Origin of the sequence: Acinetobacter sp. A22 (assembly GCF_030913345.1) — a bacterium.
In the GTDB taxonomy this organism is placed as follows: Bacteria; Pseudomonadota; Gammaproteobacteria; order Pseudomonadales; family Moraxellaceae; genus Acinetobacter; species Acinetobacter junii.
On record NZ_CP133162.1, the window covers coordinates 26,237 to 52,907 of the forward strand.

Here is a 26,671-nt window from a genome sequence, read left to right on the forward strand (position 1 = left end):
GTTCTCATGGTTGAAACGATTACAATTTTCGTCCTTGCCATCTTCGTAGGTTACTACGTAGTTTGGGGAGTAACACCTGCGTTACATACACCACTTATGGCGGTAACGAACGCATTGTCTTCAATCATTATCGTTGGGGCAATGATCCAAACCGTGGGTATGCCTGTGATTGGTGTTGAAGCAAATGTAGCTTTCCAAAGCGTAAACGTTGTGAGCATCTTGGGTGCAATTGCTGTGTTCTTGGCAAGTATCAACATTTTTGGTGGCTTCGCTGTAACTGCTCGTATGCTTGAAATGTTCAAGCCGAAGCAAAAGAAAAAAGAGGGCTAATAGATGGAATTTATTCGAGACTATGCGGATTGGTTCTACCTGATTGGTGCCGTCCTTTTTATCTTAACTTTGCGTGGTTTGTCAGGTCCTAAAACTGCAATTGCAGGTAACCGTTACGGCATGATCGCTATGGCGATTGCTGTAGTGACAACATTCTTTGTTGCAGAACATCCAGTTGTTTGGATGATCGTTGGTGCGATGGTACTTGGTGGTGTGGTTGGTATCGCTCGTGCGCGAACTGTTCCGATGACACAAATGCCTGAAACAGTTGCTTTAATGCACTCATTGGTTGGTTTGGCTGCGGTATTAATTGCGATTGCTGCGATTTTACACAACAATCAATTAACAGCATTATTTGCTGAAAATGAAGCTGCTTTAACTGCTGCTGGCGTACAGCATGCTCATATGAGCAAAGTTCATTTATTTGAATTGTTTGTAGGTTGCTTCGTTGGTGCGATTACATTTACAGCATCAGTATTTGCTTACGGTAAATTAGCTGCTAAGAAATGGGCAAAAACGATTTCTGGTGCATGGGTTAAACCTGTTCAAGCGCTTATCTTTGCTGCAATGCTTGCGGCAGGCATTATGTTCTTCTTGACGAATAACATGACTGCTTTCTGGGCGATGACAGCACTTGCACTTGCATTTGGTTGGGTTTGGATTGCGCCAGTTGGTGGCGGTGATATGCCAGTTGTGGTATCGCTTCTTAACTCATTCTCTGGTTGGGCTGCAGCTGGTATTGGTTTCACACTAGAAAACAATATGTTAATCGTTGCTGGTTCACTTGTAGGTTCTTCTGGTGCGATTCTTTCTTACATCATGTGTAAGGCGATGAACCGTTCAATCATCAACGTATTGTTTGGTGGTGCGATGGGTGGTGCAGCAGTTGCTACAGCGGACAAAGGCGAACAAGTTCAACGTAACTATCGTTCTGGTTCAGCAGATGACGCAGGTTTCTTGATGTCAAATGCTGACAGCGTTGTGATTGTACCTGGTTATGGTATGGCGCAAGGTCGTGCACAGAATGCAGTTAAAGAATTATGTGAAATCTTAAAAGAACAAGGCGTAACAGTACGTTTTGCGATTCACCCAGTTGCTGGTCGTATGCCTGGTCACATGAACGTATTACTTGCTGAAGCTGATGTTGCGTATGAAGACATCTTAGAGATGGATGAGATCAACTCAGACTTCCCAGCAACAGATGTAGTACTTGTAATCGGTGCGAACGACGTAGTTAACCCTGCAGCGAAAGATGATCCAAGTTCACCAATCTATGGTATGCCGATTCTTGAAGCTCACAAAGCTCGTACAATCATGGTGATCAAACGTTCTATGGCAACAGGTTATGCTGGCTTAGACAATGACTTGTTCTACAATGAAAAAACAATGATGATCTTCGGTGATGCGAAGAAAGTTGTTGAAGATATGACGAAAGCAATCAATGGTGGTGGTCACTAATCTAACCTCATCAGGATTGAGAAAGCCACCCTTGGGTGGCTTTTTTATTTCGTTCTTATCAATTAAAGAAAATTTTCTACAAGATCCATGGATTGATCATATAGTTCACGAGCGAGTTGTTGATTTTTTGCGTGTGGTGATTTCCAGTCTGGCATATGTGCACTGACATATTTACCATTACGATTTGCCCAATGATCTGCAATAGCCATATCTGTAATTAACTTAGCAGGAACAGAAGTGGGGACTAAGCCGATTTTCATAACATCATAAACAGGCTTTGGTAGTTCGCGATAGATGTCTGATGCAACGCCACCTGGATGCAAAGCATTATTGGTAATGGTGCTATTCGCCATACGTTCAGCTAAAGCATTACTGAATAAAAGATTCGCTAACTTAGATTGCCCATAATAAAACAGCGGATTGTAGAAACCTTCTGCGCGAAATTTATTAGGTTTGATTGAACCTGCCCAATGTGCAATTGAAGCAAGGTGGATGATGCGAGCTTTAGGTGCTTTTTCTAAAACTGGGAGAAGCTTTTGGGTAAACAGGAAGTGACCGAGATAATTCACACCAAATTGTTGTTCAAAGCCATCTTGAGTGAGTTGTTTGGTCTTAGCAAACAATCCTGCATTATTAATTAATACATCTAAATCACCATAACGATCCGAAATTTCATCCGCTGCTTTTCGTGTATGTTCTAGGCTATTTAAATCTAAAGAAATAAAATCCACTTGCCCTTGGTCTAATGCACGTAACTTTTTCAGTGCAGCCTGTGCCTTTAGGGGGTTACGACAAGCCAAAATGACATGTTGTCCATTTTTCACAAGTTGTTCAGCGGTAGCGAAACCAATCCCAGTATTCGCACCTGTAATTAAAATTTTCATTCCTATGCTCCAGCAATACTTATATTTCTAAAACTTTAAAGCATTGTTATATTGCTTTAATTTTGACAATTTGTCATGTCAATTTTATGCGTAAGGTGATTCATATTTATTTGAGATACGTATTTGTCAATGAAGAGACTGATATTCAATGTGATTTCTACAAGATATCTATGGCATATCTAAGTTTTTATTTTTTTACATTGAATAAATATAAATACTTGAAAATATAAAAAGAAATATATGTTTATCTTGGCATTCTCCTTGCATTGGATTGAATGATCTTTTAAGGGGAATTTAATGAAAAATATAATTTTGATTTCTACATTTTTAATATTTCTCTCAACATCAGTATCCGCGTCAACAGCACCGAATATTCAAGAAATTCGTATTTCACTCGATAGTGTTTGGGTGGTTATTGGGGGGATCTTGGTGTTTTTCATGCAGGCAGGATTTGCATTGATCGAAAGTGGGTCAGTGCGTAGTAAAAATACGGTCAATGTACTGATGAAGAACTATATGGATACCTGTATCGGGGGCTTGGTATTTTGGTTGTTTGGATTTGGATTAATGTTTGGCTTAAATCAATCAGGATGGATTGGATTGAGCCACTTTATGCCAGATCAGATGGATGATTGGCACTGGAACTTACTTTTCTTCCAAATGATGTTTGCTGCGACAGCTACAACTATTGCGAGTGGAGCAATGGCAGAGCGTATCCATTTTGTTGCCTATGTGGTAAGTGCCATTTTTGTGAGTGGTGTGATTTATCCAGTTTTTGGCAGTTGGGCGTGGGGTGGTTTGTTTGGAGGAGATGGTTGGCTCAAAGCAATGGGTTTTATTGATTTTGCAGGTTCTACAGTTGTGCATTCTATCGGTGGTTGGGTAGCTCTTGCAGGGATTATTGTACTTGGTCCTCGTTTAGGGCGATTTGGGCGTAAAGGACAAAGCCATTTTTTAGCTGGACATAATTTACCTCTAGTTGCGCTAGGTGGGTTTATTTTGTGGTTTGCTTGGTTTGGTTTTAATGCTGCTTCAACTGTTTCAGCAAATGTCAGTATTGGTCGTATTGCATTGAATACACATTTAGCTGCATGTGCAGCAGCTTCAACTTATATGATTTTGGCATTGATCCGATCTAAAGCTGTTTTAATACGCAATACCATTAATGCTTCGCTGGCGGGGTTGGTCGCGATCACTGCTGGTTGTGCCACGATGTCTCCAATTTTCGCAATTATGACAGGTGTTGGTGCAGGCATATTGATTAGCTTTGTGCCACAACTTCTTGTCAAAATGCAGTTGGATGATGTTGTAGATGCGGTGGCGGTTCATGGTGTTTGTGGTGCTTGGGGTACATTGGCGGCTGGCGCATTTTTGGAAACTAATCTTTTTGATGCAAATGTGATGTATGTTCAGGTCATAGGAATTTTTGCTGCCTTCGTTTGGGGATTTGGTTTGGCATTGCTGGTATTTAAGATTTTGGACAAAGTTCTTGGAGGTTTGAGAGTGTCTCAGCAACATGAACAACGAGGACTGGATTATACCGAGCACGCGGAGCTTTCATATCCAGAGTTTCAAAGGGATTTAACCTTTGATGCTGACAATATTACGCATCGTCATTAATAGGAGCTGTATTTATGGCTGAATTAACGATTGAGCAAAAAAGATTAGCAATTGAAAAAGGCTTATCTCAGTTTTTACCTGAGTCTGTTTTGCAGCGTGCTTTAAGTTACTGGGAGCGTGAATATGGGCATCAGCCATCATTTGTTTTGAATCGATTTCTCAGTGAAATTTGTTCAAATGATGAATTGCGTATGCAGCGCAAAGAAATGTTGCGTCAAGTTTTATACGAAATCTCAATATTAGAGAAGCAGCAACATCTTAAAGTAAAGGATAAAAAAGTATCCACCACGCAGCCAAGTATTCAAATTAATGAAAATAATAATGCGCTTTTTCTGGTGTTTTATGATTTCGTGATGGCTGTATTAAAGGGTGTGATACGAGATGATTATCTAGAGTTTGTGGAAGAAATACAGTAAGCGTCCGCTGAACACACCTTATGAATTCATCCTATAAGCCTTAATTTAGTCCCCACTTAAAAACAAGTGGGGACTAAAATTTATGACTACAAATCACCAGACATCCATCGCATCTCTTGCGAAAAAACGAAGAACATACAGTGCTGAATTTAAACAGCAGATCGTTCAGGCTTGTAAAGCACCGGACGTTTCAATTGCTTCGGTCGCTTTGCAACATGGATTGAATACAAATCTTGTATCCAAATGGATTCGCTTAATTGATGGTAAGCCAGGGAATGATCGCTCACCACTACCGAATAAACCTGCATTTATTGCCTTATCTTGCTCTGCACCATTAGATCCTACTCCTACTGACATGTTAAAGGTTCAAATTACTTTACCCCACTCAAAAGCAGAAATTGGCTTGAAATGGCAAGTATCAGAAATACCTGCCTTGGCAGAATTACTCAAGGCACTTGCAACATGATCCGCATTGATGAAATCTGGTTGTCTACTCAGCCCATGGACATGCGTGCAGGTATGGATACGACCATGGCTCAGGTGGTGAGAGCCTTTGGCTACATCAAACCGCATTGCGCCTACCTGTTCTGTAATAAACGTGGTCATCGTATGAAAGTGTTGGTACATGATGGACTGGGCATCTGGCTGTGTGCCCGGCGTTTGGAACAGGGTAAATTTCACTGGGCTCAAGTTCACCAAGGTGAAACCGTGGCCCTCAGCCCGGAACAGTTACAGGCACTGATCCAGGGTTTGCCCTGGCAGCGCATTGGACGACAGCAGGTAGTGACGATGCTCTAAACCAGGTTGGTGCATTCTGCTATTCTCCAAACGTTCTATTTCCTCTGCGTCATGACCTCAGGCATACTGCGGTCATGAATACGCTGCCTGACTTAAGCCAACTGACCCATGAACAACTGCTGGAATTCACCAGACAGTTGGCAATGCAGCATCAGTCTCTGGCACAATCAAATCAAGAATTAGAAAAATCAAACCAGCAATTAGATTCTAAAGTTCAACATCTTTCTATTCTCAATCAAAAATACGAGCATGAACTGGCGCTGTTTAAAAAGCACAAATTCGCTCAAAAGAATGAACACTTAACGGCAAAACAAATCCATCTGTGGGATGAAGCGGTTGAAGAAGATATTGCCGCGGTTGATCTAGAACTGGAACGGCTAAATGCAGATAAAACCAATGCAGCGACACACAAAGCCACAGTCAATAAACCTAAACGTCGACCACTGCCAGATCATCTACACACCATCCGTATTGAGCATGAACCTGCATCAACCCAATGTGCTTGTGGCTGCCAACTCCGTCGTATCGGCGAAGATATCAGTGAAAAACTGCATTTCAGACCGGCACAGTTCTATAAGGAACAGCATGTGCGTGGCAAATGGGTCTGTGATCAGTGTGACACCCTGACTCAGCAAGCGATGCCCGCCTATGTGATTGATAAAGGCATTGCTTCACCTGAACTGCTCAGCCATGTGCTGGTATCGAAGTATGCCGATCATTTGCCGCTGTACCGTCAGCGCCTGATCTATCAGCGGGCGGGCATTGATCTGTCCAGATCTACTTTATCTGACTGGATAGGTCGCTGCGGTGTGGAACTGGAACCTCTGGCCAATGCCTTAAAACAGGTGGTGCTGCAACAGCGGGTGATCCATGCAGATGAAACACCAGTCACCATTATGCGGATGGGTGATGATGAGAAAAAACCGAAGAAAGGTTATGTCTGGGCCTATGCCACTACACAGTACAATCCAGTTCAAGCGGTGATCTATGACTTTCAGGATAGCCGTTCAGGTCAGCATGCTGCAGAGTTCTTGAATGGCTGGCAGGGTTATCTGGTCTGTGATGATTACAGTGGTTATAAAGCACGCTTTAAATCAGGCGATGTCATTGAGGTGGGCTGCATGGCGCATGCACGTCGTAAATTCCATGAGCTACATGTGACTGGGAAAAGTCAGATCGCTGAACAGGCATTACTGATGATTCAGAAACTGTATGCGATAGAAGCCGAACTCAGGAAAAAGACCGATAGTACAGCAGAACACCGCCGCGAATACCGACAACAGCACAGCCAACCGGTGATGCAACAACTGTATGAATGGCTCAACCAACATTATCTGACGGTGCCATCGAGTTCTCCAACCGCCAAGGCCATCAATTACAGTCTGAAGCGTTGGCCAGCCTTAAGCCGCTATCTGGATGATGGCAATCTACCCATTGACAATAACTGGGCAGAGAACTCAATGCGCCCCTGGGCATTGGGCCGTAAGAACTGGTTGTTTGCAGGTTCGCTGCGCAGTGGACAGCGAGCGGCAAATATCATGACTTTAATCCAGTCAGCAAAGCTGAATGGGTTGGATCCGTATGCCTATCTCAGTGATGTGCTGAAAAGGCTGCCGACGCATAAAGCGACCCAAATAGAAGAATTACTGCCACATCGCTGGAAATCCAACTCAAATTAAAAAATAGGCATGGGGTTCAGCGGACGCTTACGAAATACAGAAAAGCATGAAGAAGCATCGATTACTTACTGGATACTTTTATCTTATGGGTGCAGAGCAGGAGTCATTAAAGCAAATTTCACAGCAACATTATGCTGATATGTTAACTATGTTATATGCGATTTATTGTGATTTTTATGGTCCGATTAAAGCAGATCAGCTTTATGCTGCAATACGGCAAGAAATCAAACAGAATTATACTGAAGTGAATCTCACATCATTATTGTAGATATAAAAAAGCGACCTACTAAGGTCGCTTTTTTGAGCTTTAAGCTACTGATTCAGGAGTGCGCCATAGGCTTTCGAGATCATAAAACTTACGGGCAGTAGGTAACATTACATGTACAACGACATAACCTAGATCGATAAGGATCCATTCAGCATCTCGTTCGCCTTCGACGCCGAGTGGGCGGAAACCTGCTTTACGTGCTTCATCAGCAACATTATCAGCAAGGGCTTTAACATGACGAGTAGAAGTACCGCTTGCAATTACAATTGCATCGGCAACATTACTGATTGAACTTACATCAAGTTCTAAAATATCTTTGGCTTTTACATCTGCAAGGGCTTCATGTACAACTTTTAGACAAGCTTGTACATCTTTATTAGATGGTTGGATTTTTAGGTCGTGAGAATTAGAAGCGCTGGGCGATGGTTCTAAATTCATAGAGGGTATATTTTCCTGACAATTGCTCATTGTCAAATATACCGTTTTTCTCTAAAAAATTCAAATTTTAGCCGTAACAGTTTATGTATTCACATCATTGGAGAAGTACTTTTTTTTCCATCCAAATGATTGATCTGATTGATCTTTTGGTCTGTATTCAGCCCCAATGTAGCCTTTGTAGTCACTCTGAAGTAACCAATCGAAAATAGGCTTGTAGACAATACTACCAGTATCAGGTTCATGTCGATGTGGACAATCTGCGAATTGAATATGTCCAATAAGATCAATATTTTCCTGCAATCCTGCTAGAACATCTTCTCCCATCATTGCCATATGATAGCAATCGTATTGCATTTTAAGCGCAGGGTGATTTACTGCTTCTAACATTTCTTGGGCTTGAGCAATATTTTGAACGAGAAAGCGGGGCATGTCGGTCCCGTTAATCATTTCAAATACAGGAGTAATATCTTGTTCTGTCAGCATATGGCAGGCAAGTTTTAAGTTGCTTGATAACGTGTTTAGGCAAGGTAAAAGGTCTGCATCCAAAGGTTGCTTACCTGCTAAAATGTTGACACTTGGTACCTTGAGTGCTTTTGCATATTTGATGGCTAATTCAAGTGCATGATGAAAAGCGATTTCCTGACCTGGCACCCCTGCAAGACCATCACCACCTTGCATAAGATCCCCAGCCGGAACGTTAATTAAGCAAAGTGATAACCCATGTTGTTCAAGCTGAGTTTGAATGTCTAGGATGTCTAATTCGTATGGGAATTGAATTTCAACATGTTGAAAACCATGATTTCGAGCGAGTTCGAATCGTTCTATCAAAGGTACTTCAGTAAAAATCATGGATAAATTGACTGCAAGTCGGCTCATGTTCAATCTCCTTGAATTAATACTTTATTGTTCTATATATTGAATGATAGTCGCTAAATCCTTCTCAGCAAAGCCATTTTCTTGGTGAGCTTGTAACTGTAATAGAGCTTTTTGTGCAACAGGTATTGTTAAGTTAAAACTTTGAGCTAGTTTTAGCGCATTATTTAAATCTTTTGATAAAGTTTGCACTTTCCATTGCACGGGTTCGAATGTATGAGTTGCCATTCGTGGTGCAAGTATTTGAAATGGTTTTGAGTCGGCGAAACCGCCTGCAAGAGCAGGGGCAAGTAATCGGGTGTCAACACCAGCTTGGTCTGCTAAAGCGACAGCTTCTGCAATCAAAGTGCTATTTGCAGCAACGATTAATTGATTACATATTTTTGTTGCTTGACCAGTGCCAGATGCCCCCATGCGCGTAACACGTTGTGATAATACTTGATATATCGGAGCAAGTTGCTGGATGGTTTGTTCATCTCCACCTGCAAAGATGACCAGTGTACCTTGTTCAGCGCCTGCAGTCCCACCTGAAACAGGTGAGTCAATCCATGTTAGGTTTTTTTCTTGAGCAGCCCGAGCTAAATTTTGTGTTGCTGAGACAGACAAGCTTGAGAAATCGACAAGAATCTGTCCTGCGGCTAAATGAGGTTGAATTTTGCTGAAAACACTTTCGACGGCAGAGTCATCAGCCAAACAGATTAGAATAACGGGATATTCATTTATTTGTTCTAAGTCGAGTGCAATCGCACCTTGTTGAATGATTGAATCACATGCATGTGGACTTCGATTCCAAACAGCGACTTTATAACCTGCTTGGAGTAATCGGATTGCCATACGCGTTCCCATTAACCCCATTCCTAAGAATGCGATTGGTGTTTGCTGATTAACATGCATGTGAAAATACTCAGATCATAATTACTTGTATTGACGAGGTAAGAATTGAACTTCAGGGTTCTTATCTTTCTTACGAGCGAGGGCACTATTTTTACCTAATAACAGTTTGAGTTGCCATAATTTTTCAAGGCGTAATGCTTTTTCTGGTTGGTGTTCCATGGCGTCGAGCACTCGTTTTGCTGCCATTAATGCATCTGGTGAGCGTTGCAGCATTTCTTGAGCAATCACATGTGCTTTTGCTAAAGGATCTTGATCAAGATGAGTCACTAAACCGATATTTTTTGCATATTCTGCATCAAAGATACGTGCAGTTAGTGTGAGTTCTTTCGCTAAATCAACACCGATCAAACCTTTTAATGAACGTGTTAAGCCCATGTCTGGTACTAATCCCCAGCGACTTTCCATAATAGACATTTGGGTGTTAGGTGTTGCAATTCGAATATCTGCGGCAAGAGCGAGCTGCATTCCTGCACCAAAACAATATCCCTCAATCGCAGCAATGACAGGGATCGGAAGATTTTGCCAAATAAGAAATGCTTTTTGGAATAAGCTTTGCCCTGGCTTGATCAGTTCCCACGCTGCAAATGCCGTATTTTTGGGATTGTTCAGGTCGGATAAGTCAATCCCAGCACTGAAGACATGTGCTTCACCTGTCAAAATGACACAACGAATCGAGCGATCTTTTTCGATTTTTTTTGCAGTGGAAACAAGTTCTTTTAATAATGCAAAACTCATTGCATTACGTTTGTCTGGGCGGTTTAGATAAACCGTTGCAATTCCGTTGTTTTTCTCAATACGTAAAAGCGACATTTGCTTAACTCTTATTGTGTGCGATAAGTCAGCATAGCATGAGTCCCAGAGTGGAAACATGACACAACAGTCACGCTAAATGTCATGAGAGTGTAAAACCAGATTAGCAGCTAGCTTGACTTGTTCGATTGCCATGTTAAGTTCATTAAAGCGATGTTTTGTTTCACGAATAAATGCATCATCCGCTTTTCTACGCTCCTTTCGCAGTGTCGAAATAAATTGCTCAAATTCACCAGAAACACGTTGCAGGTTAGGTGTGCCAACATAACGTGTTGCACCATATAAGCGGTGCAAGACATGTTCCAGCTGAGGGAAATCTTCAAGTTCGATTAACTGTTGCATTTCTGCTAGTTCAGTATCAAAGCTATCGACTAACATATTGAGTAGGTCTTGTGCGAGATCTTCTTTATTCGCGGCAAGTTGAATGCTTTGTTGCCAATTTAGAATTTGCGGGTCAATCGATTCAACAGGACGTTTCTGCTCATTCACTTGAGTTTGAGAACTAAAATTATTCTTTGTCCAATGGGTAAGGATTTGAATGATTTGTTCCATTTGAATAGGTTTGGTGACGTAATCATTCATACCCACTTTGAGTAGCTTTTGTTTTTCATCCGCTAAAGCGTGTGCTGTAAGAGCAATGATTGGGAGCTGCATACCGGAATCTAAGGTTGATTCTAATGAGCGAATCGCTCTCGTGGTATCAATTCCTGACATCACAGGCATTTGAATGTCCATGAAAACAAGATCAAAAGGCGGAAGTTTTTGCTCGATGCGTTCTTGAATCAGGTCAATAGCTTTTTGACCACTCAATGCTTTGGTTGTGGTGACATTTAACTCACCAAGTAAGGCTTCAAGAACGATGAGGTTTGGTAAGTGGTCATCAACGGCTAAAACATGCAAGCCTTGACCATTAAAGTCTTCAGGTTCTTGTTCGAAGATCGGTTGGTTGCTCAGGAGCTGTACAAGTTCACTACGACTCAAAGGCTGATAAAGTGGTCGAGCGCGGTATTCATTGAGCATATTTGGTTCAAGGCTCATTTGATATCCGTACACCGCTAAATTGCCGCTATAACGTTGACGGATTTCTTTGAGCAATGCTTCTGTATCGCCACTGTGATCAACGATCAACCAAGTATTATCTTGTTGGCTTAAATGATTTAAGCGACTGAATAGATCCAGAATTGATTGGGTTTCAATATGTGAGACATGGTAGTTTTCTAAATATGAACGTAAAACACTTGCTGTTGCAGGGTGAGCGAGATAAGACACCACTTGCAAGTGCTCAAAGTGTGGATGCTCAACATATTCATCTTGCTCTTCAACTTTAAACAGCGCCGTGAACCAAAAGGTTGATCCTTTTTCTGTCGGTGCGCGTTCTTGATTGTCCTCGAAGCCGATGTGACCATGCATTAAGTGTACTAATTGTTTGGAAATTGCTAACCCAAGACCTGTACCACCAAATTGGCGTGTAACGGATGCATCACCTTGCGAGAATGATTCAAATAATTTTTTACGATCGGTCCCACTTAGACCAATCCCGCTATCTTGAACACTGAAATGTAGTAAACATTGACCAATTTCATCATCCTCCATTCGAACGCGTACGATGATTTCACCATCGGGGGTGAATTTAATTGCATTTGAGATGAGGTTGGTCAGAATTTGTTTAAAGCGTAATGCATCGCCTACAACGTGTTGTGGGATATTTTCAGCATAGTAGAACGCCATGTTGATATGCTTTTGTGCAGCCAAAGGCGAAAGCATATCCATAACATCAAAAATAGCTTCTTCTAGGTCAAAAGGTGCAGTTTCGAGTTCTAGTTTTCCTGCATCAATTTTAGAAAAGTCCAGTACGTCATTAATGAGTGCCAATAGATGTGCAGATGACTTGCGTATAGTTTGAAGATAAAGGTTTTGTTCATTACTCAAATTTTGTTGGCGGAGTAATAAATGAATAAAACCATCAATACTATTTAGTGGTGTTCTCAGCTCATGGCTGATATTGGCAAGGAAAACAGATTTTGATTGATTTGATGAAATTGCTTGGTCACGTGCCTGACGATAGGTAATGTTTTGGACTTCTAAGGTATCTAAGGTACGGCGTAAATCTTCTTCTGTCTGTTCAGTATGTTCTTTAAGTTCCAAGAAACTGAAGTGTAGGCGTTTAACAACGTTGGCTATATCTCGCTGCAATAAACGTAGCTCACCAGTACTGTTCACTACAATATGTTGATCTAATGTATCTGCATTTAAGCGTTGCATTTGCATCCGTATTTCATACAGTGGAGCTAACCAACGTCGTGAAAATACATTTAAGCAGAACAATAGAATGAGTAAGGTGATCAGACCTGTTACGACTAATGATAATAAAATCTTATAGCGAGCCAGTTCTAGAGGGTGATTATCGAGCTCAACCATCAACCAAACTGGATTGGTAGCATCACTTTTAATTTTTGTACCGTAAATGCTGTTGTGATTGTGTTGTATTGGTCCAAAAAAATTACTGTTATTTGGGAAAGTTGGCCAGAAACGATTGTTTTGATAGCCGACGCTAAGATAGGTTTGTCCTTGATTATCAATCAAAACGGCTCGTTGTAAGTTCTTCTCATTAAACATCTTTTGCATGATGTTTTGAGCACGATAATATTGATCAGGACGTTCTTGCACCAGTCGCAGTAAATCTGCGGCAGTTTGATGATATCGAGCTAAGATTGCAGAAGCATCTGAACGTTGTTGTTGTTTTGCTGAGTTCGTCGTTTCTGATAAGACCCAAAGAATTCCAACGCTGGTCAATACCGCAATCGGCACTAAAATCAGTGCGATCAACTGTCCGTAAGCATGATTCAGCCGTAAACGCTTTGATAGGGTTTTATTGAAATTTGACATAGTGCGGTCAGATTTATCATTCTGCGAAACATCTTATCATGCTTTGAGAAAAGCGAGGCATTTACCAGCCAATAAAAAGCATATTGAAAAGGTGCAGTATTTTGGTTTTTTTCATACAATAGTCGCCACCTTAATATCGGTGTCGATCATGACGAATACGCAAACTGATTTTTTAGCAGAAGAATTTTTACTGGATTATTATGTCGGTAAAAGCCCCTTGGTGCGTTTACAGCGTTTAGCGAGTCATACTCAAGCCACGGTATTAGCAAAATTAGAAGGCAACAATCCTGCTGGATCAGTGAAAGACCGTCCTGCTTATAATATGATTATCCAAGCTGAAAAGCGTGGACAAATTAAGCCTGGTGATACTTTGATTGAGGCAACCAGTGGAAACACAGGTATTGCACTTGCGATGGTTGCGGCAATGCGCGGCTATAAAATGAAACTGATCATGCCAAACAATATGAGCCAAGAGCGTAAAGACGCAATGTCTGCGTATGGTGCTGAGTTAATTGAAGTGACTCAGAAACAAGGTATGGAAGGTGCTCGTGATCTCGCGATGCAAATGCAAGCTGAAGGTAAGGGCTTGGTGTTGAACCAGTTTGGTAATCCAGATAACGTGGAAGCACATTATCTCACGACAGGTCCTGAAATTTGGAAACAAACAGGTGGGAAAATCACCCATTTTGTAAGCTCAATGGGAACTACGGGTACCATCATGGGTGTTTCCAAATATTTAAAAGAACAAAATCCTGATATTCAAATTGTAGGCCTACAGCCGTCTGATGGTTCAAGTATTGCTGGAATCCGTCGTTGGCCAGAAGAGTACTTACCAACTATTTTTGATCGTAGTCGAGTTGATCGTATTATAGATATTCCACAAATTGAAGCTGAGCGAACTATGCGTAAGCTCGCCCGCCATGAAGGTATCAGTGCTGGTACATCATCGGGTGGTGCAGTGTGGGCATCTATTAAAATCGCAGAAGAAAATCCTGACGCAGTGATTGTATGTATTATCTGTGATCGCGGTGATCGTTACTTATCAACGGGATTATTCTCCGTACAAGATTAAAATCTCTGCCTAGCTCCTCTCTTTGAAAAAAGAGAGGTTGGGAGGGATTGAGCGAGATTCCGATGAACTTACGTTTTCCAATTTTAGTTTTTGATATTGAAACACTGACTGATCTAAAGGCAGGGGCTCACCTTTATCATTTAGATTTAACTGATCATGATGTGGAGCAAGCGCTTACAAAAATTCGTCGTCAAGAATCTGGTATGGATTTTCAGCGACTTCCATTACATGAGATCGTTTGTATTTCAGGATTATGGATTGATGAGAAAGGATTTCGACTTTTTTCATTTAGTCAGGAAAGTAATTCAGAAGCAGAAATGTTGACTAAATTTTTATCAATTTTTGATAAAAAACAGCCTACGTTGATCAGTTGGAATGGTTCGCAATTTGATTTGCCCGTTATTTTATTTAGGGCGATGTATCATGGTTTATCTGCTCCAAGTTTATTTGATCAAGGCGAAATTGATAACCAGAAGCGGTATAATAACTACCAAAATCGTTATCACCAGCGTCATGTAGATTTGATGGATGTGATGGCGATGTTTAATGGTCGCAATTTCCAGAAGCTTGATGATATTGCCTGTTTACTTGGCTTCCCAGGCAAGCGTGGTGAATCAGGTTATCATGTACCAGAGTATGTGCGCTCGGCACAGTGGTTGAAACTGACCAGTTATTGCGAAGGCGATGTCTTAAATACATGGTTGGTTTATTTGCGTTGGTTATTGTTGAAAGGTCAATTAAATCAACTTGATCATCAACAGTTGATTCAATCAACTATTGATTATTTACAAACTCAAACGCAACAGACAGAATTTTTACAGGTATGGCAGCAGACATCGCAATATACTGTATTCACCGCAGATACGTTTGCGCAAAAAAATTAGGTTGATCTTTTGAAGCATAAAGCAAAAAAACGTCCCGTTCACCATCCGATTTACACCTTCGATATTGAAGCTTTTTCACACGAAGGGCGTGGTATAGCGCACTATGGAACACATCCTGACCATCCTAAAGAAAAGCATGGTAAGAAAGTGTTTGTTCGTTATGCTCTGGTGGGTGAGACGGTAAAAGCAAAAATTACCAACCAAACCACACGTTTAGAAGAAGCGGAAATGATCACACTAGAAAGTGATGCTTCGGAGCAACGAGTTGCACCTGTGTGCGCACATTTTGGTGTGTGTGGTGGATGTAGTTTGCAACATATTCATCCAGATCAACAGATAGTATTAAAGCAAAATGTATTGAAGTCACATTTAGAACATTTTGCCGGTTTACAACCAGAAGAATGGTTAGCTCCAATTCGTTCTGTCAAAACAGATTATCGTCGCCGTGCTCGCATTGGCGTGCGATATATTCCAAAACAAAATCGACTAGTGATGGGGTTTCGAGAACATCACAGCAATCATTTGACTGATATACAGCAATGTAAGGTCTTAGATCAGGTTTTGTCAGATTCGTTGGTAGAACTAAAAACTTTACTCGAAAGTCTAACAGGCAAAGCCCACATCGGTCATATAGAATTGGCGATGGGTGATGATGAGGTCGCGTTATTAATTCGTCACTTGGATGAATTAAATGTGTCGGATGTCAACCAATTGCGTCAATTTACGTTACTCAAGGGATGGCAGTTATACTTTCAATCAAAAGGTATAGACAGTTTGCATCGAGTTGACGATGAACATGCACCTATGCGTTTACATTATAGTCTTGAGGATTTTAAGGTGAAGTTTGCATTTTCGCCTTTAGATTTTACTCAAGTGAATAGCCATGTGAATGCGCGTATGGTTCAGTTGGCATGTGAATTGCTTGATTTGAAAGAGGGTGAGCGAGTACTTGATCTGTTTTGTGGGTTAGGTAATTTCTCTTTACCTTTAGCACGCTGTGTGGGTGAAACGGGTCGAGTCATCGGTGTTGAAGCAAGTGATGAGATGGTTGAACGAGCAACTGAAAATGCGCAAGCAAATTATTTGACTCAAGCCAGCTTCTTTTCACAAGATTTAACAAAAGACTTTTCGCATCATTCTTGGGCAAAGCAAGGATTTGATGCATTATTAATTGATCCTCCACGATCAGGTGCTTATGAGGTTATGCAATACGTACCTTATTTTGGAGCGAAAAGAATCGTTTATGTTTCATGTAATCCTTCGACACTGGCAAGGGATGCAGGTGTACTGGCACAATATGGCTATCAACTTAAAAAAGCGGCAGTGATGGACATGTTTACCCATACTGAACATGTTGAGTCAATTGCCTTATTTGAAAAAATTGAACAGCTTGAAAAGACCCAAGAGATAAACGATTAGAAAATGAGTTACATATCCAGAGGAGAATGGTATGGTCACAGTACGTGAGCAGTTACCTGGACGACTTCACGAGTTGTCAGAGGAAACGACTGTAGAACATGCCGCTGAAGCGCAAAGTGGTCTAGTCTCATGGTTAGATCGAGTGCGCGATATCTTGGGTGGGGCAGAGTTAAAGCAACTACAAAAAGTTGCGCAACTTACCTTAGAAAAAGAGTTAGAAACAACGGTGAATCATCGTAGCAATACCTTTAGTACAGGTATTGGTATGGCGGATATTTTGGCACACTTACATGTTGATGAAGATACCCTTTCGGCAGCTGTCTTATATCGTAGTGTACGTGAAGGCCTGATTACTTTAGAAGATATTCAACAACAATTTGGAGAGCAAGTGTTGAGCCTTGTAAAAGGTACGCTTGCAATGGGTAAGCTCTCTGAGTTGATCGAAAAAAATAAACGTTTAGAAGATCATTTTAATAACAATCAGCGCGAACACCTGAGTGGCATTTATAAAATGCTGATCTCAGTGACGGAAGACGTTCGTGTTGTACTGATTAAGCTTGCTGAGCGTACTTATGCCTTACGTGAATTGGCGACTGCAAGTAAAGAGCGTCAAGAGCGTGTAGCACGAGAAATTCTAACGATTTATTCGCCTTTAGCGCATCGCCTAGGGATTGCTCAACTCAAGTGGGAACTTGAAGATCTTGCATTCCGATATTTAGCGCCAGAGCGATACAAAGAAATTGCTTCTTTGTTAAATGAAAAGCGTTTAGAGCGCGAACAATATATCCAATTCGTGATTGATAAACTCAAAACTGAATTGGCAGAGCATGATATCCAAGCTGAAATTAGTGGTCGAGTAAAACACATTTATTCGATTTATCGCAAAATGAAAAGCAAGAACCTTAGCTTTGATCAGTTATATGATATTCGTGCTGTTCGAGTTTTAGTTAAGGGAGTTCCTGACTGCTATCACGCTTTGGGTATTGTGCATCAGTTGTGGCGTCATATTCCAAATCAGTTTGATGATTATGTAACCAACCCTAAGGCAAATGGCTATCGCTCTTTGCATACGGCTGTGATTGCTGAGAATAAATCGCTTGAAGTACAAATCCGTACGTTTGAAATGCATAATGAGGCAGAGTTAGGCGTATGTTCGCACTTTAACTATAAAGAAGGGGCGAAGAATACCGATCATTCATTTAATGATCGCTTACACTCTTTACGTGCAGTGCTTGAACATTACCAAGAACGTACTGAAACCACACCACATGCCGAAGATGATGAGTCTAATGGTATTGATCATATTCAAGATTTTGAAAATTTTGAAAAGATTTATGTGTTTAGTCGTGATGGGGATATTAAAGAATTACCCCGTGGTTCGACAGTTTTAGATTTTGCTTACCGTGTGCATACTGAAGTCGGTAACAAGTGTTATGCCGCTCGTGTTAACCAGCGTTATGTTCCTCTTACCTATACCTTGAAAACAGGTGAGCAAGTTGAAATTTTAACTAAAAAAGATCGTGAACCTAATCGTGACTGGTTGGTTAATTCTTTAGGTTATATTAAAACCGCTCGAGCAAGAGATAAGTTACGTCACTGGTTTAGACAGCAAGATCGTAGTAAAAATATTGAAGTTGGACGTGAGTTACTCAATAAAGAGTTGGCGCGTTTAGCGATTCATCCAAAGAGTATTGATCTAAAAGATTATTCATCACATTTTAACTTGAAATCTGGTGATGACATTTTAGTGGCTTTGGTGAGTGGTGATATCAGTCTACATGCATTGATTAATCAAGTTAATCGTCAAATGCATCTAGATCAAGATGAGCCTGAATTGGTGCTGAAACCAGCATTGAATCCACGTGCAAGCCATACTTTATCTGCGCATGGGATTTTGATTGATGGTTTGGATAACGTAGAACTGCATATTGCACAGTGCTGTCAACCTGTTCATGGTGAGTCAATTGGTGGTTATATCACTTTAAATCGTGGTGTAAGTATCCATAAAGTGGCTTGTCCTGATTATATTCGTATGACGACTCAAGAGCCTGAAAGAGCGGTTGAGGCGGATTGGGAAATGCAGCCAACACGAGGACAGAGTGTTCAAATCGTGGTGGAAGCGTATGATCGCCGTGGTTTACTGAAAGATCTCACACAAGTGATTTTCTCAGACCAAATTAATATTCGTCAGGTCAATACGATTTCTGAGGCAGATGGTATCGCCAATATGAAACTCTTGATTGAAGTCAAAGGTTTGGCGCAATTGTCTCGGTTATTAGCTCGTTTGGAGCAACAACCAGGGATTATTAGCGCTAGGCGTTTGGTTCAAGGAAGCTAAATTAATAAAAAGCTGCATGTAAATGCAGCTTTTTTTGTATTAGCGCTTCGATAAGAAAATATTGGTGAGTCGATTTAAAAACTGTGGGCTAATACTCGATAATTGATACATCAATTTGGTTTTGATGCCTACAGGCGTATGTGTCGGAATTAAAGCATGATCTTTTTGTTGTGCCAAATATAATACTTGTTTGGCAACATCAGCAGGAGTTAAATCTACGCCGATATTTTGAATACTACCTGCATCCATATTCTTCACCATATTGGTTTGAACAAATAAAGGCATCACATCCAGTACACGAATATTGTACTTTTGCCATTCAACATCTAATGCTTCCGTTAAACCACGAACGGCAAACTTACTTGCGGAATATGAGGCTAAATCTGCTTGACCATAAATTGCTGAAGCAGAGGATAAATTGATAACACGAGCAAATTTTGCCTGTTGCAAATGATTTAAAGCCGTATGACAGCCATTAATAATGCCTTTGACATTGATATCAATGGTGCGATGGTGTGATTGGATATCTGTTTTTTCAAATGGTCCAGAATACAAAATTCCCGCATTATTGACTAAAATATTGAGTTCACCAGCCCAGTTTCTAAACTCTTGTAAAGCGATTTGCCATTGACGGTAATTGCTGACATCGAGGTAACCAGCCTTAGCATTCTCACCTAACTCAGTGGCTAATTTCTCAGCAAGTTCTTGGTTAATGTCATAAATTCCAACTTTATAGCCATTCTTATGGAATAAACGTGCGATTTCAGCGCCAATTCCTTGTGCAGCACCACTGATAAAAACACTAGCTTGCATTGCTGTCCTTTATATTGATATTTCTTGAGTGGGTGTATATTACGCACAAGCGGCTTTATGCTGCAACAATTTAGCGGTTTAGGTTTGAGGAGATCATCATGGAAAAATTATTAGAGATCATGCAGGAATTAAGACAAAAATGTCCATGGGATCAACAACAAACACCTGAAAGTTTAACTCGTTATGCAATTGAAGAGGCTTATGAGGTCGAAGCTGCCATACGTGAGGGCAATATTGATGAGATTCGAAATGAATTGGGTGATTTGCTGTTGCAAGTGGTGTTTCAATCACAAATGTTTAGTGAGAAAGGGGCATTTGATTTTAACGATGTGGTAGATGCAATCAGTGAAAAGTTGATACGTCGTCATCCACATGTTTTCCAAGCAGATCAGTTTAAAGATTTGAGTTCAGACCAAGTAAGTGAATTGTGGAAGCAAATTAAGCTACAAGAAAAAAAAGATAAAAGTGTATCTAGATTAGATGAAATCAAACATGCTCCAGCCTTGGTTCAAGCACAAGAGGTTCAAAAGAAAGCAGCGCAACTTGGTTTTGATTTTGAAACGGTGACTGATGCTTATGCGAAATTAGAAGAAGAGTTGGGAGAGTTGCAACAAGCAATTAGAAATCAAAAAAATGATGAAATACAAGAAGAATTCGGAGACTGCCTATTTTCTTTGATCAACGTTGGTCGTAAACTTGGGCAGTCGAGTGAGATGGCATTGTTGGCAACAATTTATAAATTTAGAAGCCGCTTTGCTTATATTGAACAACAAGCACAACGACAAAATAAAGACTTGCAAAAAATGAGTTTGGCGGAAATGGATGAACTCTGGGAGCAAGCAAAACGACAATTAAAAACTGAGGGGAAAACACATGATTTTGTCGCAGCCACGCAGCAGACATAATCTATTTATACTGATTTTACTATGGGTTGGGTGTTATACAAGTGGTTATGCGCAGCAATTTGATCAATCTTATGAAAAGTGGAAAGCTCAACAGCAAGCGCGTGACCAGCAGTTAGCTAAACAGCCCAACAATAGTTACTATTTATCAAGACCTAGTCAGCAAAACACCAAACAATTTTCATCTTCTGTAAATATTCAGTCAGATAAAATTAGTTTGAATCAGGCAAATCTAGAACAGCTACAAACTTTGAATGGAGTGGGACAGAAAAAAGCTCAAGCAATCATTGAATACCGCCAAAAGAAGGGTGGTTTTAAAACAATAGATGAATTAATGAATGTAAAAGGAATCGGGCCAAAACTGCTTGAGAAGAATAAAGCAAAGCTCATACTTTAAGATTCAATAGGGAAAAAGTCGCTAATCTGAGCAATTGATCTGTTGAAACTTCAACAGAATAAATTGCCCTTTGTGTGTGTTAGAGCTATGATTAGCGACAAAATGTTATTTACGTCCTGACGTAGGAGACAGTGTCTTTTGCAAACTTTGCGCGCGTCAAAATGTGGTTTGTCCACAACTCAACTACCACCTTCAATTCTTGATGTAATTGATAGCCTCACTAAAGCAGGTTATGAAGCTTATATCGTCGGTGGTGGTGTTCGCGATATGATGCTTGGTCTTAATCCTAAGGATTTTGACGCAGTTACCAATGCTACACCAGCTCAAGTTAAAGAGGTTTTTGGTCGACGTTGCCGTATTATTGGTCGACGATTTGAGCTTGCACATGTTTATTCTGGTCGAGAATTAATTGAAGTTGCGACCTTTCGCGCACCGCCTAAAAAAGCAGTAACCAGTGCTTCTGGTATGATCTTACGAGATAATAACTGGGGAACGATTGAGCAGGACTTTGCTCGCCGTGATTTCTCAATTAACACTTTATATTATCAACCACGTAAAGCCATCGTTCTAGATTTTTGTCATGCAGTTGATGACATTAAAACACGTACATTACGATTTCTTGGGGAGCCAGCACAGCGTTTCGAAGAAGATCCTGTAAGAATGCTACGTGCCTTGCGTTTTGCTGCAAAATTAAATTTTCAAATTGATTCTTCGATCTTAGATGTATTTAATCCTGAGATGACGCAATTGTTGCGTGATGTCTCACCGCATCGTTTATATGATGAATCTCAAAAATTATTTACGATGGGACACCTGAACCGTGTTCTACCGATGTTGATTGAGTTTGGTGTTTGGAAGCAATTGTTTGCTGAAATTCCACCGAACATCACTGCTTTTATTGAGCGTGCAGCTAGAAATACAGATCAGCGTATTCAAATTGGCAAAACTATTAATCCTGCATTTTTCTATGCGGTATTGTTATGGAAACCGTTTTTAGAGCGATGTGATTTTTATTTAAATAAAGGGATGGTTCCTGCAGAGGCTCGCGCACAAGCAGGTTTGGATGTTTTAAAACGTCAAGCGACTCGAACTATTATTCCTCGTTTTGCTGAAACTTTTATTCGTGAAGTTTGGGAAATGCAGACACGTTTGCTCAATCCAAAACCGCAGCAAATAGAAGCCCTAGCAGGTCATGCACGTTTTCGCGCAGGATTTGATTTCTTATTGCTTCGTGAGAAGTCTGGTGACACAAGCACAGATGGTATGGGTGTTTGGTGGGAAAACTACCAAGAGATGTCAATTGATCAAAAAGAAGCGGTCATTCGTCAATATAATCGCCAACGTACAAAATCAAGACGTAAGCTTGCTGAAGTTGATGATGCAAAGACTACTGAAATCGAACCTTTGGTGAATGTACCTGAACCTAAAAATCGACGTGCTAAAAAAGAGCGTGTTAGAACAGATGATTCGGTCAATCGTTTTATTGAGAAAGCTTCAACTGATTCAAATTTAATTCATGCTGATCATCCGATTTTGAAACGTAAACGTGTAAAACGTGATTTAGCAGAAGTTGTTTTTGGACCGACGCAATGACGATTCGTACTTATATTGGTTTAGGTTCAAACTTAGGTGACTCAAAACACATTCTTGCAGAAGCAGTTTTGAAATTATCAAGTTTGGGTACTGTTCAAGTCTCTAAACTATATCAAAGTCCACCGATGGGACCGCAAGATCAGCCTCATTATCTGAATGCTGTGGTGCAGTTAGATACAACATTGTCGCCACTAGATTTGCTGGATCAATTGCAACAATTTGAAAAAGATGCTGGACGTATTCGTTTGCGTCATTGGGGAGAGCGGACTCTTGATCTGGATTTACTGATTTATGGGCAAGAGCAGATACACAATGAGCGTTTGACCGTGCCACATGTTGGTGTGTTGGAGCGTGATTTTGTCGTGATTCCATTATTAGATTTAGATGATCATTTACAAATAAATGGTCATTCTTTAAGAGATTTAGAACTTTTACAGCAAGCAAATTTGACTGTAATCGCAGATCAATCTTGGGCAAATGCTTAAGATTCGTCTGTTCTGGAAATGCCTGTAGAGGACACCATCATGATTAGTCTAAGTGACTTAAGAAAGTTTAAAGCCGAAGGACGCAAGTTTTCATGTCTAACTTGTTACGATGCAAGTATGGCTAAAGCAATGGAACTGGCTGAAATCGATACGATTTTAATCGGTGATTCTCTCGGAATGGCGATACAAGGACGGGACTCAACCCTTCCTGTAACAGTAGAAGATATGGCTTACCATACTGCTGCTGTTCGTCGCGGTAATTCACATGCTTTGATCATGACTGATTTACCATTTATGAGTTATGCGACACTTGAAGATGGTTTGAAAAGTGCAAAAGCTGTGATGCAAGTTGGCGCGCAGATGGTCAAGATCGAAGGTGGTGCATGGTTAAGTGAATTGGTTCAAGTGCTTACACGTAATGGTATTCCTGTTTGTGTACATTTGGGTTTAACACCTCAGTCTGTACATGTTTTTGGCGGTTATAAACTACAGGCGAGAACACGTGAAGCAGCTGATCAATTGATTGCAGACTGCCAAGCTGTAGTTGATGCTGGCGCAGCAGTTTTATTGCTTGAATGCGTACCTGCACAACTCGGTAAAGAAATTGCTGAATTATTTCCAAACACACCTGTGATTGGGATTGGTGCAGGTAATCAAACCGATGGTCAAGTGTTGGTTGTACAGGATATGCTTGGGCTAACATTTGGGCGTGTTGCACGTTTCGTCCGTAATTTTATGAAAGAACAATCAGGTGAAACAGCAATCCTAGATGCTTTTAAAGCTTATCATGCTGCTGTACAAGATCAGTCTTTCCCAGCTAAAGAACATACTTTCCAAGTTGAGCTGTAATTCATGAAAACAGAAACAACAATTCAAGGCTTAACTGCGTCTCTTTCACCTGCGCGTGCTGCAAAAAAAATGATTGGTTTCGTACCAACCATGGGGAATTTGCATGAAGGTCATTTGACCTTAGTTCGTGAGGCAAAGAAGATTTGCGATGTCGTTGTCGTAAGTATTTTTGTTAATCCAATCCAGTTTGGAGCTGGAGAAGATTTTGATAGTTATCCGCGTACACTAGAACAAGACAGTCGTTTATTGGCTGATGTTGGTTGCGATATTATTTTTGCGCCTTCTGTTGAGCAAATGTATGGTTCACAGCCACGTTTAACTAACATTAGTGTTGGTCAGATTACTGACGACTTATGTGGTAAATCACGCCCAGGTCATTTTGATGGTGTTGCGGTTGTCGTGACTAAATTATTTAATATTGTTCAGCCAGATTATGCATTTTTCGGGCAAAAAGACTATCAGCAACTTGCTGTTATCCGTCAATTAGTTCAAGACTTGAATATTCCACTTGAAGTGATTGGGGTGCCAATTGTTCGCGCTCAAGATGGTTTGGCTTTAAGCTCTCGTAATGGTTATTTAACTGAAGAGCAACGTGCAACAGCACCGAAGATTTATCAGCTATTGAAACAAGCTGAGCAAGATCTCCATGAAGGTAAAGCCTTGTCAGCGGTTTTGGCTACAATCTCGGATCAGTTGACTCAAGCAGGTTTTGTTGTAGATTATGTCGAGGCTCGACAGCCAAATTTACAGCCAATTGAACAGTTTACTCAAAACTTAGTACTGTTTGTTGCTGCAAAACTTGGCTCGACACGATTGATTGATAATTTACAAGTCGAATATAAAACATAAAACATAAAACAATAAAAGGGCAAAATGCCATGAAGCGTATTCTTATCGTTACAGGTCAATCAGGCTCAGGGAAATCTTCAGCATTACAAGTGCTTGAAGATCTCGGCTATTATTGTATAGATAACTTACCCTTGGCATTATTGCCTGAGATTGTGGCAAAACTAGATCATGAGAATAATTTGGAGCAACTTGCCTTAGGTGTTGATATCCGAAGCACTCGTGCAGATATGCAAGAGTTCGATCATGTCTTCGAGCAGTTAAAAAGACATGGTTCGGTTGATGTTATTTATCTGACGACTCAAGATCAAGATTTGATAGCGCGTTTCAGTGCATCACGACGACCACATCCTTTAGCGAGTCGTTTTAATAGTCTGTTGCAATGTATTCAAGAAGAAAAGCAACTGCTTATTCCGATACAATTTCGCTCTACAGTTCATATTGATACCACAGATAAAAGTGTTCATGATTTAAAACATATTTTATTGTCAAAATTAGGTCAGTCAGATAATTTGATTGTGATCTTGCAATCTTTTGGTTATAAGCACGGAATTCCTTTAGATGCTGATTACGTATTTGACGTAAGACATTTACCAAACCCGCATTGGGATTTAGAATTACGCCGTCTGTCTGGCTTAGATGAGCCAGTCCGTCAATTTTTAGAAAGTAATCAGCAAACCAATGAGATGTTTGCTGATATTTATGCTTTTCTTGAAAAGTGGTTGCCTGCCTTTGCTGAAGGGCATCGCCATTACATGACCATATCTGTGGGTTGTACTGGTGGGCAACATCGTTCCGTTTATATTGTGGATAGACTCAAAAAGGCTCTTGAGGCAAAATGGGCTGTCCAAATTTTACATAGAGAAATGAAGCACTGGTCATGATAGACACAACGATTGATGTAATTAATAAACTCGGCTTACATGCACGTGCTTCTGGTAAACTTATCGAAGTCACCACAAAGTTTCGCTCTTCTATTCAGATTGGAAAAGGCGATAAATTGGTTGATGCAAAGAATATTATGTCATTGTTGATGTTAGGTGCAGGTAAAGGCACGACTTTAAGATTAGTGATAGACGGTGCTGATGAAGATAAAGCACTGGAAGAAATTCAAACGCTGTTCGCAGCAAAATTTTATGAGGCAGAGTAATAGTGGCACGTGGTACCCAGCGTTATACCGATGAGGATTTTGAATCATTAGAGGGACGTGCGAGTAGAACCGAACAGAAAAAAGCTGTGCAACGTATGGCAGCTTTAGGTGAGCAATTGGCTCAATTAAATGTAAAACAGATTCAAAAACTTCCTGTTGATGAGCGTTTGATTGATGCGTTGCTTGAAGTGCAAAAGATTAGCTCTTTTGAAGCACGTCGTCGCCAGTTTCAGCGAATCGGTAAACTCTTGCGTAATGAAGATGAAAGTACCATTTTGTCTTATCTTACCCCTCAACAAGGCGCTAAAAAGCAAATGCAATTGATGCGTTGGGTTGATCGTATGATTGATCAAGGTGACCCAATCATCAATGAATTTAGTAAGGTTTTTAATGCCTCTGAACGACACACTTTACGCCAACATGTTCTGCGTATTCATCGTGATATCAAGCAGCAAGTGAGTGAAGAAGAACTTGAGGCATCAAAGCGTAAATTTGTGAATTATGTCCAGCAAGTCGCTCTGTTATCGGATCAAGGTTAATTAAAAAAAGAAGTTTCAAATGAAACTTCT

26 protein-coding genes and 2 pseudogenes are annotated in these 26,671 nt (G+C 40.6%); 21 read left to right on the plus strand and 7 right to left on the minus strand.

The window, feature by feature from the left end:
- Positions 1-6 precede the first annotated feature (6 nt).
- The gene (locus Q9Q86_RS00125) at positions 7-330 is read left to right on the plus strand and encodes a proton-translocating transhydrogenase family protein (protein WP_004681730.1); all 324 of its coding nucleotides are present in this window, start codon (positions 7-9) and stop codon (positions 328-330) included.
- Between the two features lie 3 nt (positions 331-333).
- The gene (locus Q9Q86_RS00130) at positions 334-1,788 is read left to right on the plus strand and encodes an NAD(P)(+) transhydrogenase (Re/Si-specific) subunit beta (protein WP_004906661.1); all 1,455 of its coding nucleotides are present in this window, start codon (positions 334-336) and stop codon (positions 1,786-1,788) included.
- Between the two features lie 62 nt (positions 1,789-1,850).
- Here Q9Q86_RS00130 and Q9Q86_RS00135 read toward each other — a convergent pair whose 3' ends face one another.
- Positions 1,851-2,672, minus strand: a complete 822-nt coding sequence (locus Q9Q86_RS00135; RefSeq protein ID WP_112987628.1) for an SDR family NAD(P)-dependent oxidoreductase — start codon at positions 2,670-2,672, stop codon at positions 1,851-1,853.
- Positions 2,673-2,969: 297 nt separating this feature from the next.
- On the opposite strand from Q9Q86_RS00135, the gene Q9Q86_RS00140 reads away from it, so the two are divergent.
- The 6 genes and pseudogenes from Q9Q86_RS00140 to Q9Q86_RS00165 all read left to right on the plus strand — a co-directional run.
- Complete coding sequence (locus Q9Q86_RS00140; RefSeq protein WP_112987629.1) at positions 2,970-4,292, plus strand: ammonium transporter; 1,323 nt, start codon at positions 2,970-2,972, stop codon at positions 4,290-4,292.
- A gap of 14 nt (positions 4,293-4,306) precedes the next feature.
- Positions 4,307-4,705: pseudogene (locus tag Q9Q86_RS00145) on the plus strand (hypothetical protein); the annotation flags it as partial.
- Positions 4,706-4,790: 85 nt separating this feature from the next.
- On the plus strand, positions 4,791-5,174 hold the full coding sequence (locus Q9Q86_RS00150) for a transposase (protein WP_148699016.1): 384 nt from the start codon (positions 4,791-4,793) through the stop codon (positions 5,172-5,174).
- Positions 5,175-5,194: 20 nt separating this feature from the next.
- Positions 5,195-5,506 (plus strand): IS66 family insertion sequence element accessory protein TnpB, encoded by a 312-nt coding sequence (tnpB, locus tag Q9Q86_RS00155; protein ID WP_158319084.1) that lies wholly within the window; start codon positions 5,195-5,197, stop codon positions 5,504-5,506.
- 74 nt (positions 5,507-5,580) lie between these two features.
- Positions 5,581-7,185 (plus strand): IS66 family transposase, encoded by a 1,605-nt coding sequence (locus Q9Q86_RS00160; RefSeq protein WP_305155932.1) that lies wholly within the window; start codon positions 5,581-5,583, stop codon positions 7,183-7,185.
- A gap of 31 nt (positions 7,186-7,216) precedes the next feature.
- A pseudogene (locus Q9Q86_RS00165) lies at positions 7,217-7,453 on the plus strand (hypothetical protein); the annotation flags it as partial.
- A 39-nt stretch (positions 7,454-7,492) separates the two neighbouring features.
- On the opposite strand, the gene rsfS reads toward Q9Q86_RS00165, so the two are convergent.
- The 5 genes from rsfS to Q9Q86_RS00190 all read right to left on the minus strand — a co-directional run bounded on the left by rsfS (position 7,493) and on the right by Q9Q86_RS00190 (position 13,354).
- Positions 7,493-7,891, minus strand: coding sequence for a ribosome silencing factor (gene rsfS, locus Q9Q86_RS00170; RefSeq protein ID WP_004906669.1), 399 nt, complete (start codon positions 7,889-7,891; stop codon positions 7,493-7,495).
- Between the two features lie 81 nt (positions 7,892-7,972).
- On the minus strand, positions 7,973-8,767 hold the full coding sequence (locus Q9Q86_RS00175) for a hydroxypyruvate isomerase family protein (RefSeq protein ID WP_112997705.1): 795 nt from the start codon (positions 8,765-8,767) through the stop codon (positions 7,973-7,975).
- A gap of 24 nt (positions 8,768-8,791) precedes the next feature.
- A complete protein-coding gene (locus tag Q9Q86_RS00180; protein ID WP_039047737.1) occupies positions 8,792-9,658 on the minus strand; it encodes an NAD(P)-dependent oxidoreductase in 867 nt (288 codons plus the stop codon).
- Positions 9,659-9,679: 21 nt separating this feature from the next.
- A complete protein-coding gene (locus Q9Q86_RS00185; RefSeq protein WP_004906675.1) occupies positions 9,680-10,468 on the minus strand; it encodes a crotonase/enoyl-CoA hydratase family protein in 789 nt (262 codons plus the stop codon).
- Between the two features lie 75 nt (positions 10,469-10,543).
- Positions 10,544-13,354, minus strand: coding sequence for an ATP-binding protein (locus tag Q9Q86_RS00190; protein ID WP_112987070.1), 2,811 nt, complete (start codon positions 13,352-13,354; stop codon positions 10,544-10,546).
- Positions 13,355-13,502: 148 nt separating this feature from the next.
- On the opposite strand from Q9Q86_RS00190, the gene cysM reads away from it, so the two are divergent.
- The 4 genes from cysM to Q9Q86_RS00210 all read left to right on the plus strand — a co-directional run bounded on the left by cysM (position 13,503) and on the right by Q9Q86_RS00210 (position 19,067).
- Positions 13,503-14,426, plus strand: a complete 924-nt coding sequence (gene cysM, locus Q9Q86_RS00195) for a cysteine synthase CysM (protein ID WP_004955667.1) — start codon at positions 13,503-13,505, stop codon at positions 14,424-14,426.
- A gap of 62 nt (positions 14,427-14,488) precedes the next feature.
- Positions 14,489-15,310: a 3'-5' exonuclease gene (locus tag Q9Q86_RS00200; RefSeq protein ID WP_004960726.1), complete on the plus strand. Its 822-nt coding sequence runs from the start codon at positions 14,489-14,491 to the stop codon at positions 15,308-15,310.
- Between the two features lie 9 nt (positions 15,311-15,319).
- Positions 15,320-16,729, plus strand: coding sequence for a 23S rRNA (uracil(1939)-C(5))-methyltransferase RlmD (gene rlmD, locus Q9Q86_RS00205; RefSeq protein WP_112987071.1), 1,410 nt, complete (start codon positions 15,320-15,322; stop codon positions 16,727-16,729).
- A gap of 31 nt (positions 16,730-16,760) precedes the next feature.
- Positions 16,761-19,067 carry a bifunctional (p)ppGpp synthetase/guanosine-3',5'-bis(diphosphate) 3'-pyrophosphohydrolase gene (locus Q9Q86_RS00210; RefSeq protein WP_112987072.1) on the plus strand — a complete coding sequence of 769 codons (2,307 nt, stop codon included), beginning with the start codon at positions 16,761-16,763 and terminating at the stop codon, positions 19,065-19,067.
- 39 nt (positions 19,068-19,106) lie between these two features.
- Here Q9Q86_RS00210 and Q9Q86_RS00215 read toward each other — a convergent pair whose 3' ends face one another.
- Positions 19,107-19,880, minus strand: coding sequence for an SDR family oxidoreductase (locus Q9Q86_RS00215; RefSeq protein WP_112987073.1), 774 nt, complete (start codon positions 19,878-19,880; stop codon positions 19,107-19,109).
- A 98-nt stretch (positions 19,881-19,978) separates the two neighbouring features.
- Here Q9Q86_RS00215 and mazG point away from each other — a divergent pair, with 98 nt between their 5' ends.
- The 9 genes from mazG (at position 19,979) to yjgA (ending at position 26,641) form a co-directional block, all read left to right on the plus strand.
- Positions 19,979-20,785, plus strand: a complete 807-nt coding sequence (mazG, locus tag Q9Q86_RS00220; RefSeq protein WP_099948111.1) for a nucleoside triphosphate pyrophosphohydrolase — start codon at positions 19,979-19,981, stop codon at positions 20,783-20,785.
- Positions 20,754-21,179: a ComEA family DNA-binding protein gene (locus Q9Q86_RS00225; protein ID WP_004906696.1), complete on the plus strand. Its 426-nt coding sequence runs from the start codon at positions 20,754-20,756 to the stop codon at positions 21,177-21,179. Before mazG ends, Q9Q86_RS00225 begins: the two co-directional genes overlap by 32 nt.
- Positions 21,180-21,317: 138 nt before the next feature.
- The gene (gene pcnB / locus Q9Q86_RS00230) at positions 21,318-22,772 is read left to right on the plus strand and encodes a polynucleotide adenylyltransferase PcnB (protein ID WP_004906699.1); all 1,455 of its coding nucleotides are present in this window, start codon (positions 21,318-21,320) and stop codon (positions 22,770-22,772) included.
- On the plus strand, positions 22,769-23,257 hold the full coding sequence (gene folK, locus Q9Q86_RS00235) for a 2-amino-4-hydroxy-6-hydroxymethyldihydropteridine diphosphokinase (RefSeq protein ID WP_004955684.1): 489 nt from the start codon (positions 22,769-22,771) through the stop codon (positions 23,255-23,257). Before pcnB ends, folK begins: the two co-directional genes overlap by 4 nt.
- A gap of 39 nt (positions 23,258-23,296) precedes the next feature.
- Entirely contained in the window at positions 23,297-24,106 is an 810-nt protein-coding gene (panB, locus tag Q9Q86_RS00240; RefSeq protein WP_004906704.1) for a 3-methyl-2-oxobutanoate hydroxymethyltransferase, read from the plus strand.
- Between the two features lie 3 nt (positions 24,107-24,109).
- Complete coding sequence (gene panC / locus Q9Q86_RS00245; RefSeq protein ID WP_005403727.1) at positions 24,110-24,955, plus strand: pantoate--beta-alanine ligase; 846 nt, start codon at positions 24,110-24,112, stop codon at positions 24,953-24,955.
- Positions 24,956-24,984: 29 nt separating this feature from the next.
- Complete coding sequence (rapZ, locus tag Q9Q86_RS00250; protein ID WP_004906708.1) at positions 24,985-25,836, plus strand: RNase adapter RapZ; 852 nt, start codon at positions 24,985-24,987, stop codon at positions 25,834-25,836.
- On the plus strand, positions 25,833-26,102 hold the full coding sequence (locus Q9Q86_RS00255; RefSeq protein ID WP_004637957.1) for an HPr family phosphocarrier protein: 270 nt from the start codon (positions 25,833-25,835) through the stop codon (positions 26,100-26,102). Before rapZ ends, Q9Q86_RS00255 begins: the two co-directional genes overlap by 4 nt.
- A 2-nt stretch (positions 26,103-26,104) precedes the next feature.
- The gene (yjgA, locus tag Q9Q86_RS00260) at positions 26,105-26,641 is read left to right on the plus strand and encodes a ribosome biogenesis factor YjgA (RefSeq protein ID WP_004955693.1); all 537 of its coding nucleotides are present in this window, start codon (positions 26,105-26,107) and stop codon (positions 26,639-26,641) included.
- Positions 26,642-26,671 lie beyond the last annotated feature (30 nt).

Coding starts and splice junctions, on each gene's coding strand:
- Q9Q86_RS00175 (WP_112997705.1), bottom strand. CDS start 8,767: ATGAGCCGACTTGCAGTCAATTTATCCATGATTTTTACTGAAGTACCT.
- Q9Q86_RS00150 (WP_148699016.1), top strand. CDS start 4,791: ATGACTACAAATCACCAGACATCCATCGCATCTCTTGCGAAAAAACGA.
- folK (WP_004955684.1), top strand. CDS start 22,769: ATGACGATTCGTACTTATATTGGTTTAGGTTCAAACTTAGGTGACTCA.
- Q9Q86_RS00160 (WP_305155932.1), top strand. CDS start 5,581: ATGAATACGCTGCCTGACTTAAGCCAACTGACCCATGAACAACTGCTG.
- Q9Q86_RS00185 (WP_004906675.1), bottom strand. CDS start 10,468: ATGTCGCTTTTACGTATTGAGAAAAACAACGGAATTGCAACGGTTTAT.
- panB (WP_004906704.1), top strand. CDS start 23,297: ATGATTAGTCTAAGTGACTTAAGAAAGTTTAAAGCCGAAGGACGCAAG.
- Q9Q86_RS00255 (WP_004637957.1), top strand. CDS start 25,833: ATGATAGACACAACGATTGATGTAATTAATAAACTCGGCTTACATGCA.
- rapZ (WP_004906708.1), top strand. CDS start 24,985: ATGAAGCGTATTCTTATCGTTACAGGTCAATCAGGCTCAGGGAAATCT.
- Q9Q86_RS00180 (WP_039047737.1), bottom strand. CDS start 9,658: ATGCATGTTAATCAGCAAACACCAATCGCATTCTTAGGAATGGGGTTA.
- rsfS (WP_004906669.1), bottom strand. CDS start 7,891: ATGAATTTAGAACCATCGCCCAGCGCTTCTAATTCTCACGACCTAAAA.
- Q9Q86_RS00225 (WP_004906696.1), top strand. CDS start 20,754: ATGATTTTGTCGCAGCCACGCAGCAGACATAATCTATTTATACTGATT.
- cysM (WP_004955667.1), top strand. CDS start 13,503: ATGACGAATACGCAAACTGATTTTTTAGCAGAAGAATTTTTACTGGAT.
- mazG (WP_099948111.1), top strand. CDS start 19,979: ATGGAAAAATTATTAGAGATCATGCAGGAATTAAGACAAAAATGTCCA.
- Q9Q86_RS00130 (WP_004906661.1), top strand. CDS start 334: ATGGAATTTATTCGAGACTATGCGGATTGGTTCTACCTGATTGGTGCC.
- panC (WP_005403727.1), top strand. CDS start 24,110: ATGAAAACAGAAACAACAATTCAAGGCTTAACTGCGTCTCTTTCACCT.
- Q9Q86_RS00125 (WP_004681730.1), top strand. CDS start 7: ATGGTTGAAACGATTACAATTTTCGTCCTTGCCATCTTCGTAGGTTAC.
- Q9Q86_RS00140 (WP_112987629.1), top strand. CDS start 2,970: ATGAAAAATATAATTTTGATTTCTACATTTTTAATATTTCTCTCAACA.
- Q9Q86_RS00210 (WP_112987072.1), top strand. CDS start 16,761: ATGGTCACAGTACGTGAGCAGTTACCTGGACGACTTCACGAGTTGTCA.
- Q9Q86_RS00190 (WP_112987070.1), bottom strand. CDS start 13,354: ATGTCAAATTTCAATAAAACCCTATCAAAGCGTTTACGGCTGAATCAT.
- Q9Q86_RS00215 (WP_112987073.1), bottom strand. CDS start 19,880: ATGCAAGCTAGTGTTTTTATCAGTGGTGCTGCACAAGGAATTGGCGCT.
- Q9Q86_RS00135 (WP_112987628.1), bottom strand. CDS start 2,672: ATGAAAATTTTAATTACAGGTGCGAATACTGGGATTGGTTTCGCTACC.
- Q9Q86_RS00200 (WP_004960726.1), top strand. CDS start 14,489: ATGAACTTACGTTTTCCAATTTTAGTTTTTGATATTGAAACACTGACT.